A 16,478-nucleotide genomic window follows, 5' to 3' on the forward strand; every position below is an offset into this window, starting at 1 on the left:
AAAGCAACCAAAAATGGATTGCCACGACCACTATGTGGTCTCGCAATGACGTCTGGAACTTATACACTCCTAACAGTAGACGAAGTAATGTTAATCGGATCGCTATAACTTCAGAATCATTAAATATAATGTAGCACATCCTTAAAGTAGCCTGTAGATGGAGTAAAGCTATCTACTATTTTGAAACCGACTTTTTTATAGGCACTATTGTGACTTTGATGGTAGATTTTCCATGAGATTTTTGGCTATTTCACTATCTGACATGCCATTATTTTTTGTAGACTGCATATATATAGCTACTAATTTTACCATTTTATCACAAAACTCAGACTGCAGCATTTGAGAAGCTTCTAGTTTTTGCCTATTCATTAAATCTATAGTCTCAAGTTTTTTGCTTTCTAAGAATTTATCAATTTCCGCGTTTTGTTGTTCAATTAGATTATTGGCAGCTTCTTTGCCATTTTTGAGCATCTCTTCTCTTAGACCATCAAGCTGTTGTATTTGCTTTACAGCATCTTCAAATAGTAAAACCATATCTTCGTTAAGCTTTTGGGCTTCTGCAACTTGGTTTTTAATAGCAATAATTTTGTCATCTAACGATTTTAAAATTATATTTTTTATCGGTCTATAGACTAAATACAAAAAAATTAGGAAACAAATGGCTAACCAAAATTTTTCATCAAATAATTCCATTATTTCATCCCATTACTTTATCTTTTTGTAAGATTCTCTTAGTAATTCTAAATCAACTTGTTGATTGGTAATTTTTTGAATTAATAATTTTGCTAAATTGATACATGAATCATTTTCATCAAGCCAAAACGATTTGTTAATTGTCTCTATATCATGACGATTATTTTCAATTTGTACTTTCAATTGATCATCGAGCTGCTTTTTCTTTGATATAAAAGATGCTTCCATTACATCTGTAGCTTCTTTCTTAAGATTTTCTACGATATTTGATATTTCTTCCATCTTACTAGCATATTGCTTGTGCAGACTATCAGCTTTTGCTGCTAGACTTTCTGCATTAGCAATATTAGTATCTATATAGGATTTCCTATTCTTAAGAATCTTTTCAGTTAACGGTACGATGAATTTATCAACGAGAAGGTATAAGAAGCTGAAAGCAAATACCAACCAAAAGATTTGTGAACAATAAAAAGCAACGTCAAACTGAGGCATAGTTATATTAAGTAAATATCAACAAAATTGCAATTACAAACGAGAATAAGCCCATAGCTTCAGTAAGCCCAGCTCCAATTAACGCTACTCTTTGTAATTGATCACTAGCTGAAGGGTTACGAGCAATTGAATTTAGCAATGCACTGAATATATTACCTACACCAATGGCAGCACCTAGCATACCAATAGCCATAAGTCCTACACCAATAAATTTTAGAGACGTCATGTCCATATTATATAAACTCCTAAATATAAAAATTTCTAATGTGAATTTACAGCATCATTCAAATATACACAAGCAAGAATTGTAAAGATATAAGCTTGAAGTATTGCTACAAAAATTTCAAATCCAATAAGGATAATAATTAATGGAATTGGCAAAAATTTAAGGAAAATCATCAATGATACTATAAATCCTGCCATTACCTTTAATAATACATGTCCTGCCATCATGTTAGCCGCTAATCTTAAAGATAAACTTATGGGTCTTGCTAAATATGCAAATAATTCTATTACGATCATAAGCGGAGCTAACCAAATAGGCGTACCTTTAGGTAAAAATATTGATAAAAAATGCAGACCATGATTAATAAAACCAATAATTGTCACCATAAAAAATATCATAATTGCTAAGGCGAAGGTTACCGCTATATGGCTAGTAACAGTGAATCCGTAAGGAAGTATTCCGAGCAAGTTACATAATAAAATAAACATAAAAAAAGTAAAAATTAATGGTATAAATTTACGCCCCTTCTCTCCAACATTTTGACTTAACGTCACTGTAATTATATCATAAATTATTTCAGCACTAAGCTGTAATCTAGACGGAATAATTTTTTCTGCTTTTAAAGCTAAATAAAAATACGACAGAACTATAACCCCAGCAAGCACCATATACAAACTGGAGTTGGTAAAACTAATATCAAAACCAAATAAATTAATTTCTACTATTTTCTTTATTGCAAATTGATCTAAAGGACTATGTGACATTATTTTTTATTATTTAATTTTTGCCAAATTATTCTAAACCCAACAAACGTACCTATCAATAAGAATATTATAACACAAAATGGTTTAGAATTAAACAACTTATCTAATGCAAAACCAGCAATCAACCCCAGCATCACGCTAGAAACCAAATCTAGTGCAATAACAAACGCATCAATTTGCTTTTCTGGATTAGGCTTAGGACGCCTCTGATGACTATTTGTTTTAAATTTATTAATCCTTTCTTGGATATCTTTTAATTTCTTTTGTGCCATGTATACTCAGATAGAAAATCAATAATTGCGTTGTCGTTATTCAAGATCGCAGTAGTCATATACTAATTTTGATCTTCGTCTACCAGTCTTCAAATGATAGGAGCATATACTTTTTTATCATTTAATAGGGTGAGTAGTAGAGCTGCTTAATGCTTTATCAATTTCCTTAGAAAGAGTTTGTAAATCATAGCCGTTGGTTTGTATACTATTAACAAAGAATGCAGGTGTACCAACAAAATTTGGAGCACTAGCAGCAAGGTTAGTATTGGCTAGTAATGTTTCAACAATTTGGTTATCATTAAGACATTTAGCATAAGTTTCTGCTGACACTCCACCAATTTGAGCTATATTTGTTAGCAATTCACGATATCTATTACTGACTCCCCATTTATCTTGTTGCGACAATATCACACTTTGGAATTTAAGAAAACTATCTTTATTATTTTGACAACGCTGCAAAATTGCTGCATCTAAATCCTGTTTATTACCAATAAACTCACGAATTATGTAAGTAATTTTATTAGTGTCAATATATTTCTTTTTAAGCTTCGGTAGAATCGTGTCATGATAATAGGCACAATGCGGGCAAGTTGGGGAAAAATACTCAACTACCACCACATTTGCCTCAATATTACCAAGTATTATATCATTTTGACTAACATTGAAAGTTGGTTTATAAGATATCTGTTTCGGGCTAACAACCTGCACGTCAGTCTTCCCATCAACAGATTCAACTGTAGAATTCTTTGTTGTTTCTAGAGGCTTCTCAGTATCAGTTGAAATCGTAGAATCTTGTTGTTCTACTTCCTGATCATCTACTATTATGTCTAATTTATCATTAGCAGGGTTATAGTCAATTGATGAGAAGTTGGTGACGTCGTCACTCGTCGCTCGCCTATTACTTATAGGCGTCGCTCCATCGCTCCTGCTACCCAATTTCCCTGAATTGACTATATCATTATTTTCTTCCGATGGTGCTTTCTCCTGACTTACCTCTGCCTTATTATCAGCTAACTTGTTTTTATTATTAGATGTATCACTTTCTTCTGAGCATGATATCAACAATAATGAGACTAGAATGATAATGATAGTATGCATAGTCTGGATATATTCTTTGAAATTAAATTAAAACACAAATGTTATATAAATATAAAGTTTTACTTACCTTTAAGCAATAAAAACTTGTATTTTTAAGGCAATATATTTTATCTTACCCCCATATCTGTAAGAATTACATTAAATTTCAATGAGTTATGTCAATGAGTTATTGGTTGATTTACTAATTGAGTGTATAATATTGGTAACTTGGTTGATTTATTTTTTTAAGGCTAATGACTATGTCCAAACTTGAAGCAGTTACTGATATAATTATTATTAACATGTTACGTTCTCAAAATTATATTGATGGGAATTTTAATAACATTAATAAAAATGTATTAGTTTGGGCAAGAAAAGCAGAAAATTCAATAATCAATGACATCTTATCAAATGCTTCAAAGAAACAAACTGGTAATCAAGGATATCCAGAGTTTATTATTTATGACCAAGAAAGTAATCTAGTTATTGTTATAGAGAATAAAAGTGATATCAAATATCATATATATGAAAAAGATATTGTGCAATGTGTTGCAGATTATGCAGTAAATGGTGCGTTATGGTACGCATCATTTTTAAAGAATCAATTTGATACTATTGCCATTGGGGTTTCTGGTAGTACAATTGAAACATTAAAGATTGATACATATGGTTGGAAAAAATCTGCTGAAACATTTACAAATTTTAACATCAAGCAAATCAAAAAAATTGAAGATTATCGCAATCTGATCCATCAACAACAACGAATTATCAATAATTCTGAGCAATTAAAGCTGCTTAGTGAAAAATCTAAATTAATCAATGAATTTCTTCGTAGTTATTTAGGAGTATTGGAACATAAAAGGTTATACGCACTTGGCTCAATACTTTTTGCTTTGGAAGATCCTGCCTTTAAAATGTGTTATTCTTCTTTTAATAATAATAAAGAACTTGCACAATTTTTGTATCAAACTTTAGATAGAAAGATAAAAAACGCTGGACTTAGAAAAAAAGAAATCATTAAAAGTGAATTACAACCAGTATTGGAAAATTTAGGGATTAACGATAAGGAAGCTGCAAGGCAAAAATTCCCAAATGGCACTTTATTAGAGTTAGTGAGAAATGTCGATAATATTTTATTTGAGTATTATAAGAAAAGTGAGCTAGATTTAATAGCATTGTTTTTTAATGTGTTCTTGTCTTATTCAACTTCTGGCGGTTCTGACCTAGGGATAGTTCTAACTCCATCCCATATAACCAAATTATTTTGTGAGCTAGCAGATATTAATATTAATTCAAAAATTTTAGATCCATGTGTTGGAACTGGTGGATTTCTGACTGCTGCTTGGAAAAAAATATCGTTAAATGATAAATATTCATTTTCAGAAAAAGAAAAGTTCAGGAAAGAAAATATTATCGGAGTAGAGAAAGAAACTAGCATCTACACTATAGTTGCATTAAATATGTTTATTAATAAAGATGGGAGATCTAATCTATATTGTGATGATTGTTTTGCTATCAAGGATACATTATTAGAGAAAGAATGTAATGTTGGCTTTATTAATCCGCCTTATTCGGACGAGATATATTCTGAAATCTCATTTGTAGAATTAATGTTAGATGTTTTACTACCTAACTCTATCGGAGTGGCAATTATCCCTGTTAATGCTGTATCAAGCAGAACCAAAAAACACTCTGGATTAATATCAATTAAAGAAAGAATTCTTACCAAGCATAAGCTTTTAGCCTCTATAAAAATGCCCTGTCAATTGTTTTATCCTAAAGGTACGGAAACTATTATTTTGGTTTTTGAAACACACTCACAACACATTGGTGAAACATGGTTTGCTGAATTTAATGATGGTTATGAACTAATTAAAAATCAAAAAATGAGAACTCCTAAATACATAGCAGAACAAAATTACCAGAATTTCTTAGATGCATACAAGCAAAAATCTGAAACAAAATTTTCATTTAAAAAAATTATTACAGCAAAAGATCAGTGGGTTTATACGTTACATAAAGAATTCAACTATTTAATGAAAATCAACGATATACAAAATACAGTAAATAATTATTTTGCATATTTAGTGCAAAATAGGTATTTTAAATTCTTGCCAAGAGATTATTATAATACGCAGCACAAATATGGTGATTCTATAGATATTATCAATTACTTATCTAAAGAATTACTGATAACATATTTTGATATTTTGCCAACAAAACAAATTGATAAAATAAACATTGAATTATCTAACCTTTTTAATCCAAAAGCGATTCCTTTTATCGGTAGAAAAGGTGTAAATAACGGAGTTTCTGACTATGTTATTCCTGCGAATGGTTTGATAAATAATGGAAATACTATAACAATAGCCTTAGATGGTAGTACTGGTTCAACCTTCTACCAACATCATGATTTTTGCTCCGGTCAAAATATCTGGATTTTAAAAATAAAAGAAGAGAAATTACCAAATAAAATACTTGATCCTGATGTGGCATTATTTCTGACTACCTCTATAAGATTAGCAGTGCAAGAGTATAGTTATAATCTAGGATTAACCAAAGGTAGATTACAAAATATTTCATTCTTACTACCTTTAAATAAGAATAAAACCATTAACGTTGAATTTATTAAAAGTTTAATGGCGGGTATTGATAATTCAGTGTTTCTCAAACATATTTTAGGATCGCGATATTAGATTATATACTCACCTTACGCATAACCCAGGGTAATTAAAAATTGCAAAAAAGACCGTAGGTCGATAGCAATTATAAATTCAAAATATAAATTGCTATAATATAGCTATAATTGCTAGGTGTAAATTTAGAGTAATTAAGTCTCTAAACAATTAGTAATTAACATTATAGTTAGCTCTAAAGTTGTAATGTTATTTTGTTTTAAAACTAATATTTTTGAATTTATAATTGCTGGTATAATCAATTCAGGAGAATTTGGTACTAGGAACGATGGAGCAACGCCTATAAGTAATAGGCGAGCGACGAGTGACGACGTCACCAACTTCCCATCAATTGATTATAGGTCGACGAAGCAACCATGTTTTGTGTTATCCCTGCATTAGACCTCTTTCAAAACTCGCTTATGCTGAGGAATTTGAAGGAGACGCGGAACGCAGAACCGCAGCGTACTCTAGCGTACGTGAGGATTCGAGTACCGCATCGACGTACAAATTACCAGTAGAAGTAGAGTTTTGAAAGAGGTCTATTTGATGCCCCGACTTAATACGGATACTACGTGGTCTCGCTAATAGATATTTTGCAATTTTCAAATTGCTAGGGGTTATGCGTAAGGTGAGTGATACAATAGGTTATTAGTTATGTATGAAAAAAGATTAAAAAACTGCTTCGTCTCTTTAAGCTCTGAGTATATCGTGTCTTGTAAGTATCCTAATACTTTAAAAAGGTCTTTGTATACTTTTAGTATTATAAAAATCCTGCAACAAAATAGTGATTTGCTTGATTATCTTAGTTCGAATAGCCAAAAGAATTTGCATTCCATTTTGGAACAATACGGAACACTTTCTATTGAGCTGTTAAAGCAACAAAAATATCAAACAGAAGAGATAACAAATTTTTCTACTTCTCTTAAGCAATTATTGGATTATTTAGAAAACTCTTCTAATTCACATCGGGCAAAAGATAATCAAGCACTAAAAACAGTAATGGATTTAGCGGAAAATTTTGTACAACATTGTTGCCTACTGATAACTGAAGATATTAAGAATCAAGATGTTATAAATAATCTACAGGCGACTGCAATTATTGTAAATTTAGATATAGGTGCTAGGAACGATGAAGCGATGCCTATATGTAATAGGCGAGTAACTAGTGACAACGTCACCAATTTCTCATCAATTAACTATAATTTATTAACAGAACAACAAAATCTACTTTTAGATCAATTATTGCTTATTAAAGAATTATGGCAGATTGATTCTACTATTGATCTAAAGAAAGACTCTGTCCCATTGCTATTCCATGCCAATATATTATTAATACTGCAAGCAGAGAACTCCGTAGATTATAAATATACTTTTGAAAGAATTGTTAATTTCCTGATAAATGATCACAACGTATTAATAGAATTAACTAATGCTAAGTTAATTTGCTTATATAATAGGCTAAAAGATTTATGTGTTAAATCTAATATTATAAACCATATTTTGATAAAAATACATGAGGAATCGAAATTTAGAAAAAATTCCAATAAATTGAATAATTCAGGATATGAGCTTTTAGAATTATTTGAAAATTATAATACTATGATACATCAGATAGAAAATTCGGAATTTACTATAGTAGAAAGATTTTTACTCCAGCGAAATACCTTTATGCATGAAGTTTTAATTAATATTACAAAGCATATAAATGCTATCAGGATACTTAATATAACCGTAGACCCTGATCTTAATTATATACTATCTTATATTAGAAAAGGGTTAACTCAAAACATTCAAAGTGGTCATACTATTTCTTTAATGATTTCTTCTATTGAATCTAAATTTTCTTCAAAACTTGAAGCTAAAATTATTAAACGATATATTTCTTTAGATAGTTTTACTAAAAATGCCTTAAAAACTAGGTATCAGCTACTATTTAGCAATATTAGTTCATTGTTAAAAAAAGATCTAAATTATGTAGAGTTTATACAACAAATAATAACCTGTAAAATCGTAGCTGACTATAAGATAAATAGCTATGTTACTTCAGTCAAAATGTTGAGGATAATTGAACAAGAAAGGGTAATAGTAATAAACCAATTACGCGAAATAAATTTTGTAGAAATTTTTAGTGATAAATATTTAAATAAAACATTTAGTTTAAATTTTAAGAAATATGTCAGGAGGACTAATATAACAACTCCTTCAGGTTATGTTACAGTAATCATTAGAATATTGCTAACAACTTTTAGTGTTGAACAGCTTCAGCTCTTATCGCAATTTCTAAAGAATGGTAATTTAACGACAATTCAAGAAATTGTTCAGCAGGAGTTGGTTATGCAAGTTAAAAAACGCACCACTATAGGCAAAATAATATATTATATATTTACTAGGAGGAAAAATGAACTTATCATACTTAATAACATCAAGAAATCTCTAAATGAATATACTAACCGTCATTGCTAGGCTCTGTGAACAAAATTTTAATTGTTTAGATTTTGAGTATTTTTAAGCGAAAATTAATAAGATTTTTGCCGGAATAGTTAGTTCTATTTCAAAAAAATCTTATAATTTGCAGCTAAAAAGAGTCGAAATCTAGTAATTTAAATTTTGTTCACAGAGCCTAGGTATATAGTCAATTGATGAATTAATCAAAATCCACCCTACTTTTATCTTTTTACCTGCTATCCAAAAAAATCTCTACTCCATTTATCTGACAAGCATTTATTAAATCATTGTCTTTAGTAGCAATACCTAATCCTTCGTGCATAGCCAATAATAAGTAATTTGCGTCATATGAGGTCAGTTTATTACTACGAGCGGTATTTATAATCTCAGACATAGAAAATGATAAATCAGAAATGTATATTGCTAAAGAACCTAACATATCTATAAACCTAGTTGAGTCAGCATTTTTTAGTCTACCGCATTTTTCAGCCATAAGCAAAACGTTGATTACTTCAAGGCTCCAAAGCGGTGGTACCAAAGCTTTGGATTGAGTAAGAGAGTTAAGAACTATTTCGGAATAACTATCAAATTCATCTTCAAAGCACCATGACATAGTAACGGAGCAATCCAATATAAAAGATTTAGTCATTATTTTCTTCCTACTGTTATTAGCTCTTTGAGAGATAAACCAGCGAGTTTTTTTCCTTGACGGAATTCACCAAGATTTTTTATTATTTCTTCAATATTGAACCTTTGTTGGGAAGGAATGGGCATAAGAATTGCAATTGGTGTATTATGTTTTAAAATAGTGAATTTTTCCCCATCTTTTACTCTTTTAATAAGATTAGAAAAATGTGTTTTTGCTTCAAATGCACTAATTTGGTTAGAAAGCTTTTCTTTCATAAGATTTGCTGATGATTCTCACTGACCGTAGGTTTTATTTCATCAATATGAATATTAAAACCATCAATAGTATCTGCTATAAACCAAGAATCAATATGTAATGATCCAGCTGTACCAATCCATTTGCTTTTAATCTGTTTAGACATATCTATGTTTGACTTTCCAATTACAAAAACCACATCATGTATTTCTATGTTACATCCTTCAATCTTACCACCAAGATAAAAAATGCCTAATTTAGGAGAGTTAAATATAAAATCATGAAATTGTTGCATATAAAAAACTCTATATAACAAATAAAATTATTTATAATATAGTCAATTCAGGGGAATTTGGTGCTAGGAGCGACGCATATAAGTAATAGGCGAGCATTGAGCAACAACGTCACCAACTTCTCATCAATTGACTATAGTAAAAAAGATCCTGCGTAAGGTGAGTTCAGGAGTATATAGCTTCTGCAGTATTTCAAATAAAAAAGTATTAGGGAAATTTTACAGTTAGTAATATAATCATCTTTATACTAAATAAATTTATACAAAGATCAATGACTATTTTTTTGATAATCATTATTGTTCTAATGATAGGATGTTCCGCACTACTCTCAGCCACTGAAACGGCTATAACCGCCTCGTCTCCTGGGAAAATACAAAAATTTAAGGCAGAAGGTATTAAACGTGCCACGATTGTATTACAAGTTCTAAAGAAAAAAGAAAAAGTAATTGGCACATTACTAATTGGCAATACCTTATTTAATACTGTCTGTACTACGATTGCTACCAGTATATTTATCGATTGGCTAGGTGATAATGGTACTGTTGCAGCTTCAGCAGTTATGGCTTTCTTGATAATTGTTTTTGGTGAAATCATACCAAAAGCTATTGCTGTAGCAAAAGCAGAACAGTTAGCGTTATTCACTTCTCCAGCCATTATATATCTTTTAAACATTTTGAGACCAATTAACTATATCTTTGAATTGATAGTTAAAGGGTTTTGTTTTATTTTTCGTATTAATCTGCAACAAAATATCTCAGGAACAGAAGAAGTTAGGGGAGTTATTGAGCATTATCATCAAGAAGGTAATGTTTATAAATCTGACCGTGATATGTTAGGCGGTATATTAGATATTAGGAAAATGACAGTATCTGAAATTATGATACACCGAAGTAATGTCATAGCCATCAATATAGATTTGCCTAAAGAGGAGATAGTAAGGAAAGCATTATTATCCAGCCCTCACACCAGAATACCATTATGGAAAGATACTCAGGACAACATAATTGGTGTACTTCACATACGAGATATGCTCCGAGCTCTTTATGAAAAAAATAATGATGTAAAAAAAATTAATATCGAGGAATTGATAAGTCAGCCTTGGTTTATACCTGATAACGCTTTGGTCACTCATCAACTTCATGCTTTTAGAGAAAGAAAAAACCATTTTGCTTGTGTTGTTGACGAATATGGCGATTTACAAGGTATTATTACTTTAGAAGACATTTTAGAAGAGATTGTTGGTCCTATTATTGATGAACATGATTATCCTATTGACACAATTGTAAAGAAATCTGAAGTGGAGTTTATTATTGACGGCTCTGTAACTATAAGAGATGTAAATAGAGAACTAAATTGGAATTTACCTGATTATAATGCAAATACCATAGCCGGCTTAATTATCCATGAACTTGAGCGTATTCCTAATCAAGGGGAATCTATAAAAATATTTAATTTAAGTATTACTATTAGCAAAAAAGTAGGCAATAGGCTTGATAGCATAAAAGTTATTGTTTTACCAAATAAAGAATCTGAAAGTGATTAGTAATTTTGGTAATTATTTACAAATATTGGCAATGCTGTTCAGTATACTAGCAGTTATTACCGCTTCATATCGTACAGGTACTTTATTTTTTTACTGTAGCTGGCTGTCCACATTATTATCTTTTTTGTTATTAGTGTGTGGATTTATTATATCGGATTTTTCTATACAGAATGTTTTTTTTAATTCGAGTACATTAAAGCCTTTAGGATTTAAAATTGCTGCCAGCTGGGCAAGTCATGAGGGGTCTATTCTGTTGTGGCTGTGTTTATTGCAAACTATAGGCGTTATTTATATTGCACTATTTAATAGCCGTCCAACTCGAGTCTACCACATAATTGTACTAGCACTAATACAAATACTGTTCAGTAGCTTCATTTATTTTACCTCCAACCCATTTGACAGCCTATCATTCCGTCCCACTCAGGGTCTCGGCTTAAACCCTATGCTTCAAGATATTGCCCTAATAATACATCCACCTATATTATATCTAGGTTCGGTCTGTTATGTCGCCCCTTTTACATCGGCTTGCGTTATGTTGCTTACCTCTAACTTAGACTCGGCTAATCTTAGAACTATTAAAATATTTAGCAATTTAGGAATAATTTTTTTAACCTTAGGAATAGCCCTAGGATCATGGTGGGCTTATAGAGAACTCGGCTGGGGTGGCTTTTGGTTTTTTGATCCAGTAGAAAATATTTCCCTACTACCATGGTTGTCGGCTATCTCTCTACATCACTCAATCTTGGTAACAATCAAATCTGGACGAATGAAAAATTGGACGATAACCTTATCCATCATCACTTTCTTACTGGTAGTTTTGAGTACGTTCTTGGTACGCTCAGGGCTAATCACCTCAATTCACTCTTTTGCCTCATCAGCTGAGCGGGCAATCTATATGCTGGCAATATTTGCTATTATTGCCATATCAAGCTTAGTTCTACTACTAGTAAAAGGGCAAAATATCACTCAACCTAATTCGATAGGATTAGACAAACACCAATTCAAGCACAAGCTTATTGTTTGGGGCAGTATATTTTTCTTAACGGCTCTAGTAGTATTACTATGTTCCACCATTTACCCCATAGTTTATTCTTTATTATACCAAGAATCTGTTACCATTAGTGAAAGATTTTTTATCAATAATTTTATAATTTTTATCATCCCAACGGTTCTACTAGCTGGTATCGCTCAAAGAAATCATATAAGAAAAAAAAACCTACTCATTTTAGTTTGTTCTTTTGCAATAACGTTTATCAGCTCATACCAAATTCAGTATGGCTTCATTTCAGCATGGGCTGTAACATTTTCTCTTTTTCTAATAATACAAAATTGTTATTATGTATTAACAAAGAGCCATTTTTTTAGAACCAAACTAAAAGCCAATATTGCCATGATCTTAGGACATTTAGGCTTTGGCTTACTTGTTTTAACTATTACTGTTAATTCATTATTACAAAGTGAAGTAGATTTTATAGGCAAAGTTGGAGACAAGGTGACAGCAAAGGGATTTGAAGTTACTTTAAAAGATATTAGAGTATCATCAGCCCAAAACTATTATCGGCAAATTGCTGAATTTTGGATTCAGGATCAACAAAATAATATCACTATATTAAAACCTGAAAATAGATTTTATATAATAGAAAAACAACTATCCCAAGAAAGTAATATATATTCTTATTTAACTTATGATCTTTACGCGGTGTTAAGTAAAATTGATGATGATGTAATTCATGCAAAAATATATTACAAACCGATGATGAGTCTTATCTGGCTATCTATTATACTTATAGCCGGAGGATTGTTAATCGGATTATTTAATAAACTTAGTATATAACTAACCAGATTATGATTAGTTTTATTCTTACAAAACACTCAAAAAAAAATAGCTTCTTAATAATCGTGATAGCATTGAAAAATTTTATCTTAAGTCTGAGAATACAGTGAATTAACTTGAATTAGGTACAAAGTGGCTACATATTGTTTATAATTTCCTAGTTTATCGGTCGCGATCGCGACCGATAAACTATATACTTTGAATACGGTCTTAATGATAATAAATTCTCAAGGAAAAATGAAAATTCAAGAAAAGGGGATTCAAAAGCTATCAAATATTGATAGGCAAGAGCTAAAAAAAATATTTGATTAAAATTATAGAAAAAATATAAAAAGTTCGCGGCCGCGAACTTAGGTTATGCTGAAAATATTGTTCTAGAAATGTTTCTTACTAGTACTACAGTTGTAGTTTAGATGTGAGCATTCACGTTTTTTTTTGCTATTTTTTGTAATGAATAAAAAAACCTGATCACCAAGCGTCATTGCGAGCTGATGTATCCCCACGAAATTGTTGCAAAATAGCAAGAATTGATAGAATATCATCATTATTTAATGATGATGGAGATAGTAGGTTATGGATGTAAAAACAGTATTAAATGAAGTAATAAAAGAACATTGTCCTTTTATACATAATAATCGTTTAAATGCGTTACTTGATGTTGCAGAAGGCTTGCGATATAGTCAGAATTTGTCTTTGAGTGCAATTGGCAGGAACTTGAGTGGTGATAGTAAAGTGAAACATAAAATAAAAAAAGTTGATAGATGTATAGGTAACAAACATTTATATAACGAGGTTGATAGTCTCTATAGTGCTTTATCATATTTCATATTTGAGTTTATTAAGCATTCTAATGATGACAGTGTTGTGATTGATTTATGTTATCTTAAAGATGATCGCATGGTACAAATGCTAAGTACTCAATTTTGTACAAGAGGGATGAGTTTACCTTTATATCAAGATGTGTTTGAAGAAGGTGAATTAAAGGGCAGAACGGTAGAATTTCTAAATAAATTAAAGAGTATAATACCTGATGGAAAAAGGGTTATTGTGATTATGGACGTTGGCTTTCATATTGAATGGTTTAAGGAAATAGAAAAACAAGGGTGGAGTTGGGTGTGTCGGGTACGACAAGGAAAAGATTTAAAATTAGCTAAGAATGAGGATTGGATATCAGTTGAAAATTTCATGCCATCAATTGGTTCAAAAACGATGGAATGTGGTACGATTCTGCTAACCAAAGCTCATAAATATTCCTGCAGAATGGTTACAACTTGCAAAGTCCCTAAGGGGCGAGTGCAGAAGGTTAGCAGGAATCGTACTAGCAGCAAAACAGCAAATGGTTCATATAACAAAGCTGCAAAAGAACCTTGGATATTGGTAACTAACTTAAGTTCTGATGAATATAAGGGAGCAGAAATAGTGAGGCTATATAGCAAACGTATGCAAATAGAGGAGACGTTTCGAGCAATAAAAAGTCATCAATTTGGTCTTGCTGGAAGATATATTCGAACTTTAGATGTGAATAGATGGGGAGTTTTAATGTTACTATCTGCCATTGTTATTATAACATATTGGGTTATAGGTGTGGTATGCTATAGCCAAGGTATGCAAAGAATTTTCCAACCTAACACAGTAAAAGATAAAAAGATTTATTCGTATTTTACCCTTGAGAAATTTATTATTGAATTTAATTATTTGCATGCCATAAAACCATTGGTAGAACCCCTGGCATCTATTATAAAGACGGAGCTTTGTCGTGCTTAATTTCGTGGGGATACATCAGCTCGCAATGACGTTTTTATGCTGCTTAATACTTATAGAATAAAAATTGTAGGGTACTGAGGCATAGCTCCCACAACTGTTGAAAGTTAAAAAATGCAAAGTATTTAGGCAGATCCCATACGTCACTTAGTTGTGAATTATTTTATGAAGAAGTTGAGTGGAAAGCGATCTATATTATTGCTTACAAAAAGCTGCCACCTAATACTGTCTCTTCGATTGGTAAAATAAATAAGATAATTTCCCGATTCGGTGGGTTTTTAAATAGAAAAAGTGATAAAGCTCCGAGCATTAAATCCATGTGGATATGACTCCAAAGGCTAAAGGACTTTACTTTGGCATTAGAAACTTTTAACTCATTAAAAACTTATGGGTAAAGATATGACTAAGATGTATGTGAGGAACGGAGATGAGTTTTTACAACAAAATTACCAATTAGATTAGGTTATGCAAGAGGTCTATTGCTATAGTTAATTATATGACTATATATTAAATTGTTGATAAAATTTGATAGCTTTGTTTAAATCTTCTGGGGTATCAACAGAAATGGGGATATTATTAACATAACATACCCCTATGGACATATTATTTTGTAAGGCTCTTAGTTGTTCTAATTTTTCGCTTAATTCTAAAGTTGAGACAGGTAAGTTTATGAATTTAATTAATGCTTCTTTGCGGAACCCATACATTCCTACGTGATATAGAAATTCTTCAGAGCCATAAGGAATAAGACTGCGAGAAAAATACAGAGCCTTATCATTATGGTCAGTAATAACTTTGACATTACTATTGCCATTTACGGCGTTTATACCAACTTTTACTACTGGGGTCATAATATCATGGTCACTAGACTTTAGGCTTTCAATAACTTTAATAATTGATTCCGGTTCTATAAAAGGCATGTCACCTTGGACATTTAGGATATAATTAATATTATGATTGTTAGGTATTGCCTGAAATGCCTCATAGACACGGTCAGTACCAGTCTGGCAGTCTGGGTTTGTCATAATCAATTGCCCACCACAATCAGTAACTTTTTTAGCTATAATTTCTGAGTCAGTTGCTACATAAATATTTTTTAGTTTGGTTAAGTGTACTTGTCTTAGAACGCGTTCAATTATTGACAGTTCCCCTATCAATTGTAAAGGTTTCTTAGGAAGCCTAACAGAATCAAGTCTTGAAGGGATAATAATTGCAACATCAGAATGCATAAGTTACCATTTAAAGATATTTACCAAAATAATTGTTGACATGATAGCCTTTTTAAACGATAAAGTAAAGCGTGTTGGAATATTGTTTTGGGACACAATTTGTCTTTAAGCATTATGTTTGGGGCTCGTAGCTCAGCTGGTAGAGCACTTGACTTTTAATCAGGTTGTCCCGGGTTCGAATCCCGGCGAGCCCACCACTTCAGGGTAGTTAACCCCCTTAGTTGTATATGAATACCGCCGCCAATATTTAAAGGCGGAGACTAGGAGACCGCCTCCTAGTAATAGACC

16 protein-coding genes, 1 tRNA gene and 1 pseudogene are annotated in these 16,478 nt (G+C 31.3%); 8 read left to right on the plus strand and 10 right to left on the minus strand.

The genetic code is table 11. From position 1 onward, the window contains the following. Window positions 1–204: 204 nt before the first annotated feature. The 6 genes from AAGD20_RS03930 to AAGD20_RS03955 form a co-directional block, all read right to left on the minus strand. On the minus strand, window positions 205–693 hold the full coding sequence (locus tag AAGD20_RS03930) for an ATP F0F1 synthase subunit B (RefSeq protein WP_094649520.1): 489 nt from the start codon (window positions 691–693) through the stop codon (window positions 205–207). 12 nt (window positions 694–705) lie between these two features. After that, on the minus strand, window positions 706–1,185 hold the full coding sequence (locus AAGD20_RS03935) for an ATP F0F1 synthase subunit B' (protein WP_341748549.1): 480 nt from the start codon (window positions 1,183–1,185) through the stop codon (window positions 706–708). Between the two features lie 7 nt (window positions 1,186–1,192). Then, on the minus strand, window positions 1,193–1,417 hold the full coding sequence (locus AAGD20_RS03940; RefSeq protein ID WP_094649518.1) for a F0F1 ATP synthase subunit C: 225 nt from the start codon (window positions 1,415–1,417) through the stop codon (window positions 1,193–1,195). 29 nt (window positions 1,418–1,446) lie between these two features. Continuing rightward, window positions 1,447–2,175: a F0F1 ATP synthase subunit A gene (locus tag AAGD20_RS03945; protein ID WP_341748550.1), complete on the minus strand. Its 729-nt coding sequence runs from the start codon at window positions 2,173–2,175 to the stop codon at window positions 1,447–1,449. Beyond that, complete coding sequence (locus AAGD20_RS03950) at window positions 2,175–2,447, minus strand: AtpZ/AtpI family protein (protein WP_341748551.1); 273 nt, start codon at window positions 2,445–2,447, stop codon at window positions 2,175–2,177. The genes AAGD20_RS03945 and AAGD20_RS03950 overlap by 1 nt, the downstream gene beginning before the upstream one ends. A 117-nt stretch (window positions 2,448–2,564) precedes the next feature. Beyond that, complete coding sequence (locus AAGD20_RS03955; protein ID WP_341748552.1) at window positions 2,565–3,545, minus strand: thioredoxin domain-containing protein; 981 nt, start codon at window positions 3,543–3,545, stop codon at window positions 2,565–2,567. Window positions 3,546–3,784: 239 nt separating this feature from the next. Between AAGD20_RS03955 and AAGD20_RS03960 the strand changes: the two genes are divergently transcribed. From AAGD20_RS03960 to AAGD20_RS03975, 3 genes are all read left to right on the plus strand, one after another. After that, entirely contained in the window at window positions 3,785–6,220 is a 2,436-nt protein-coding gene (locus AAGD20_RS03960; protein WP_341748553.1) for an N-6 DNA methylase, read from the plus strand. Between the two features lie 186 nt (window positions 6,221–6,406). Further along, window positions 6,407–6,601: a palindromic element RPE2 domain-containing protein gene (locus tag AAGD20_RS03965; RefSeq protein ID WP_341748554.1), complete on the plus strand. Its 195-nt coding sequence runs from the start codon at window positions 6,407–6,409 to the stop codon at window positions 6,599–6,601. Between the two features lie 309 nt (window positions 6,602–6,910). Next, entirely contained in the window at window positions 6,911–8,665 is a 1,755-nt protein-coding gene (locus AAGD20_RS03975) for a hypothetical protein (RefSeq protein WP_341748556.1), read from the plus strand. Between the two features lie 211 nt (window positions 8,666–8,876). Here the strand turns inward: AAGD20_RS03975 and AAGD20_RS03980 are convergent, their stop codons facing one another. From AAGD20_RS03980 to AAGD20_RS03990, 3 genes are read right to left on the minus strand one after another with little or no spacing between them, the layout of a single operon-like run. Next, a complete protein-coding gene (locus AAGD20_RS03980; RefSeq protein WP_341748557.1) occupies window positions 8,877–9,296 on the minus strand; it encodes a type II toxin-antitoxin system VapC family toxin in 420 nt (139 codons plus the stop codon). Further along, window positions 9,296–9,550, minus strand: a complete 255-nt coding sequence (locus AAGD20_RS03985; protein WP_341748558.1) for a type II toxin-antitoxin system prevent-host-death family antitoxin — start codon at window positions 9,548–9,550, stop codon at window positions 9,296–9,298. Before AAGD20_RS03985 ends, AAGD20_RS03980 begins: the two co-directional genes overlap by 1 nt. Then, window positions 9,547–9,825: a DUF1543 domain-containing protein gene (locus AAGD20_RS03990; protein WP_341748559.1), complete on the minus strand. Its 279-nt coding sequence runs from the start codon at window positions 9,823–9,825 to the stop codon at window positions 9,547–9,549. Before AAGD20_RS03990 ends, AAGD20_RS03985 begins: the two co-directional genes overlap by 4 nt. Window positions 9,826–10,094: 269 nt before the next feature. Between AAGD20_RS03990 and AAGD20_RS03995 the strand changes: the two genes are divergently transcribed. From AAGD20_RS03995 to AAGD20_RS07100, 4 genes and pseudogenes are all read left to right on the plus strand, one after another. Further along, a complete protein-coding gene (locus AAGD20_RS03995) occupies window positions 10,095–11,366 on the plus strand; it encodes an HlyC/CorC family transporter (RefSeq protein WP_341748560.1) in 1,272 nt (423 codons plus the stop codon). Next, window positions 11,362–13,200, plus strand: coding sequence for a heme lyase CcmF/NrfE family subunit (locus tag AAGD20_RS04000; RefSeq protein WP_341749446.1), 1,839 nt, complete (start codon window positions 11,362–11,364; stop codon window positions 13,198–13,200). Before AAGD20_RS03995 ends, AAGD20_RS04000 begins: the two co-directional genes overlap by 5 nt. Before the next feature lie 573 nt (window positions 13,201–13,773). Then, the gene (locus AAGD20_RS04005) at window positions 13,774–14,964 is read left to right on the plus strand and encodes an IS4 family transposase (RefSeq protein ID WP_341748561.1); all 1,191 of its coding nucleotides are present in this window, start codon (window positions 13,774–13,776) and stop codon (window positions 14,962–14,964) included. 131 nt (window positions 14,965–15,095) lie between these two features. Next, window positions 15,096–15,290, plus strand: a pseudogene (locus tag AAGD20_RS07100) (IS4 family transposase); the annotation flags it as partial. Window positions 15,291–15,461: 171 nt separating this feature from the next. Here AAGD20_RS07100 and AAGD20_RS04010 read toward each other — a convergent pair. Next, window positions 15,462–16,190: a 3-deoxy-manno-octulosonate cytidylyltransferase gene (locus AAGD20_RS04010; RefSeq protein WP_341748562.1), complete on the minus strand. Its 729-nt coding sequence runs from the start codon at window positions 16,188–16,190 to the stop codon at window positions 15,462–15,464. Between the two features lie 121 nt (window positions 16,191–16,311). Here AAGD20_RS04010 and AAGD20_RS04015 point away from each other — a divergent pair. Further along, window positions 16,312–16,387 (plus strand) — tRNA-Lys (locus AAGD20_RS04015). Window positions 16,388–16,478 lie beyond the last annotated feature (91 nt).

Source organism: Candidatus Tisiphia endosymbiont of Sialis lutaria (assembly GCF_964026535.1).
Classification (GTDB): domain Bacteria; phylum Pseudomonadota; class Alphaproteobacteria; order Rickettsiales; family Rickettsiaceae; genus Tisiphia.

Coding starts and splice junctions, on each gene's coding strand:
- AAGD20_RS03930 (WP_094649520.1), bottom strand. CDS start 693: ATGGAATTATTTGATGAAAAATTTTGGTTAGCCATTTGTTTCCTAATT.
- AAGD20_RS03935 (WP_341748549.1), bottom strand. CDS start 1,185: ATGCCTCAGTTTGACGTTGCTTTTTATTGTTCACAAATCTTTTGGTTG.
- AAGD20_RS03940 (WP_094649518.1), bottom strand. CDS start 1,417: ATGGACATGACGTCTCTAAAATTTATTGGTGTAGGACTTATGGCTATT.
- AAGD20_RS03945 (WP_341748550.1), bottom strand. CDS start 2,175: ATGTCACATAGTCCTTTAGATCAATTTGCAATAAAGAAAATAGTAGAA.
- AAGD20_RS03950 (WP_341748551.1), bottom strand. CDS start 2,447: ATGGCACAAAAGAAATTAAAAGATATCCAAGAAAGGATTAATAAATTT.
- AAGD20_RS03955 (WP_341748552.1), bottom strand. CDS start 3,545: ATGCATACTATCATTATCATTCTAGTCTCATTATTGTTGATATCATGC.
- AAGD20_RS03960 (WP_341748553.1), top strand. CDS start 3,785: ATGTCCAAACTTGAAGCAGTTACTGATATAATTATTATTAACATGTTA.
- AAGD20_RS03965 (WP_341748554.1), top strand. CDS start 6,407: ATGTTATTTTGTTTTAAAACTAATATTTTTGAATTTATAATTGCTGGT.
- AAGD20_RS03980 (WP_341748557.1), bottom strand. CDS start 9,296: ATGACTAAATCTTTTATATTGGATTGCTCCGTTACTATGTCATGGTGC.
- AAGD20_RS03985 (WP_341748558.1), bottom strand. CDS start 9,550: ATGAAAGAAAAGCTTTCTAACCAAATTAGTGCATTTGAAGCAAAAACA.
- AAGD20_RS03990 (WP_341748559.1), bottom strand. CDS start 9,825: ATGCAACAATTTCATGATTTTATATTTAACTCTCCTAAATTAGGCATT.
- AAGD20_RS03995 (WP_341748560.1), top strand. CDS start 10,095: ATGACTATTTTTTTGATAATCATTATTGTTCTAATGATAGGATGTTCC.
- AAGD20_RS04005 (WP_341748561.1), top strand. CDS start 13,774: ATGGATGTAAAAACAGTATTAAATGAAGTAATAAAAGAACATTGTCCT.
- AAGD20_RS04010 (WP_341748562.1), bottom strand. CDS start 16,190: ATGCATTCTGATGTTGCAATTATTATCCCTTCAAGACTTGATTCTGTT.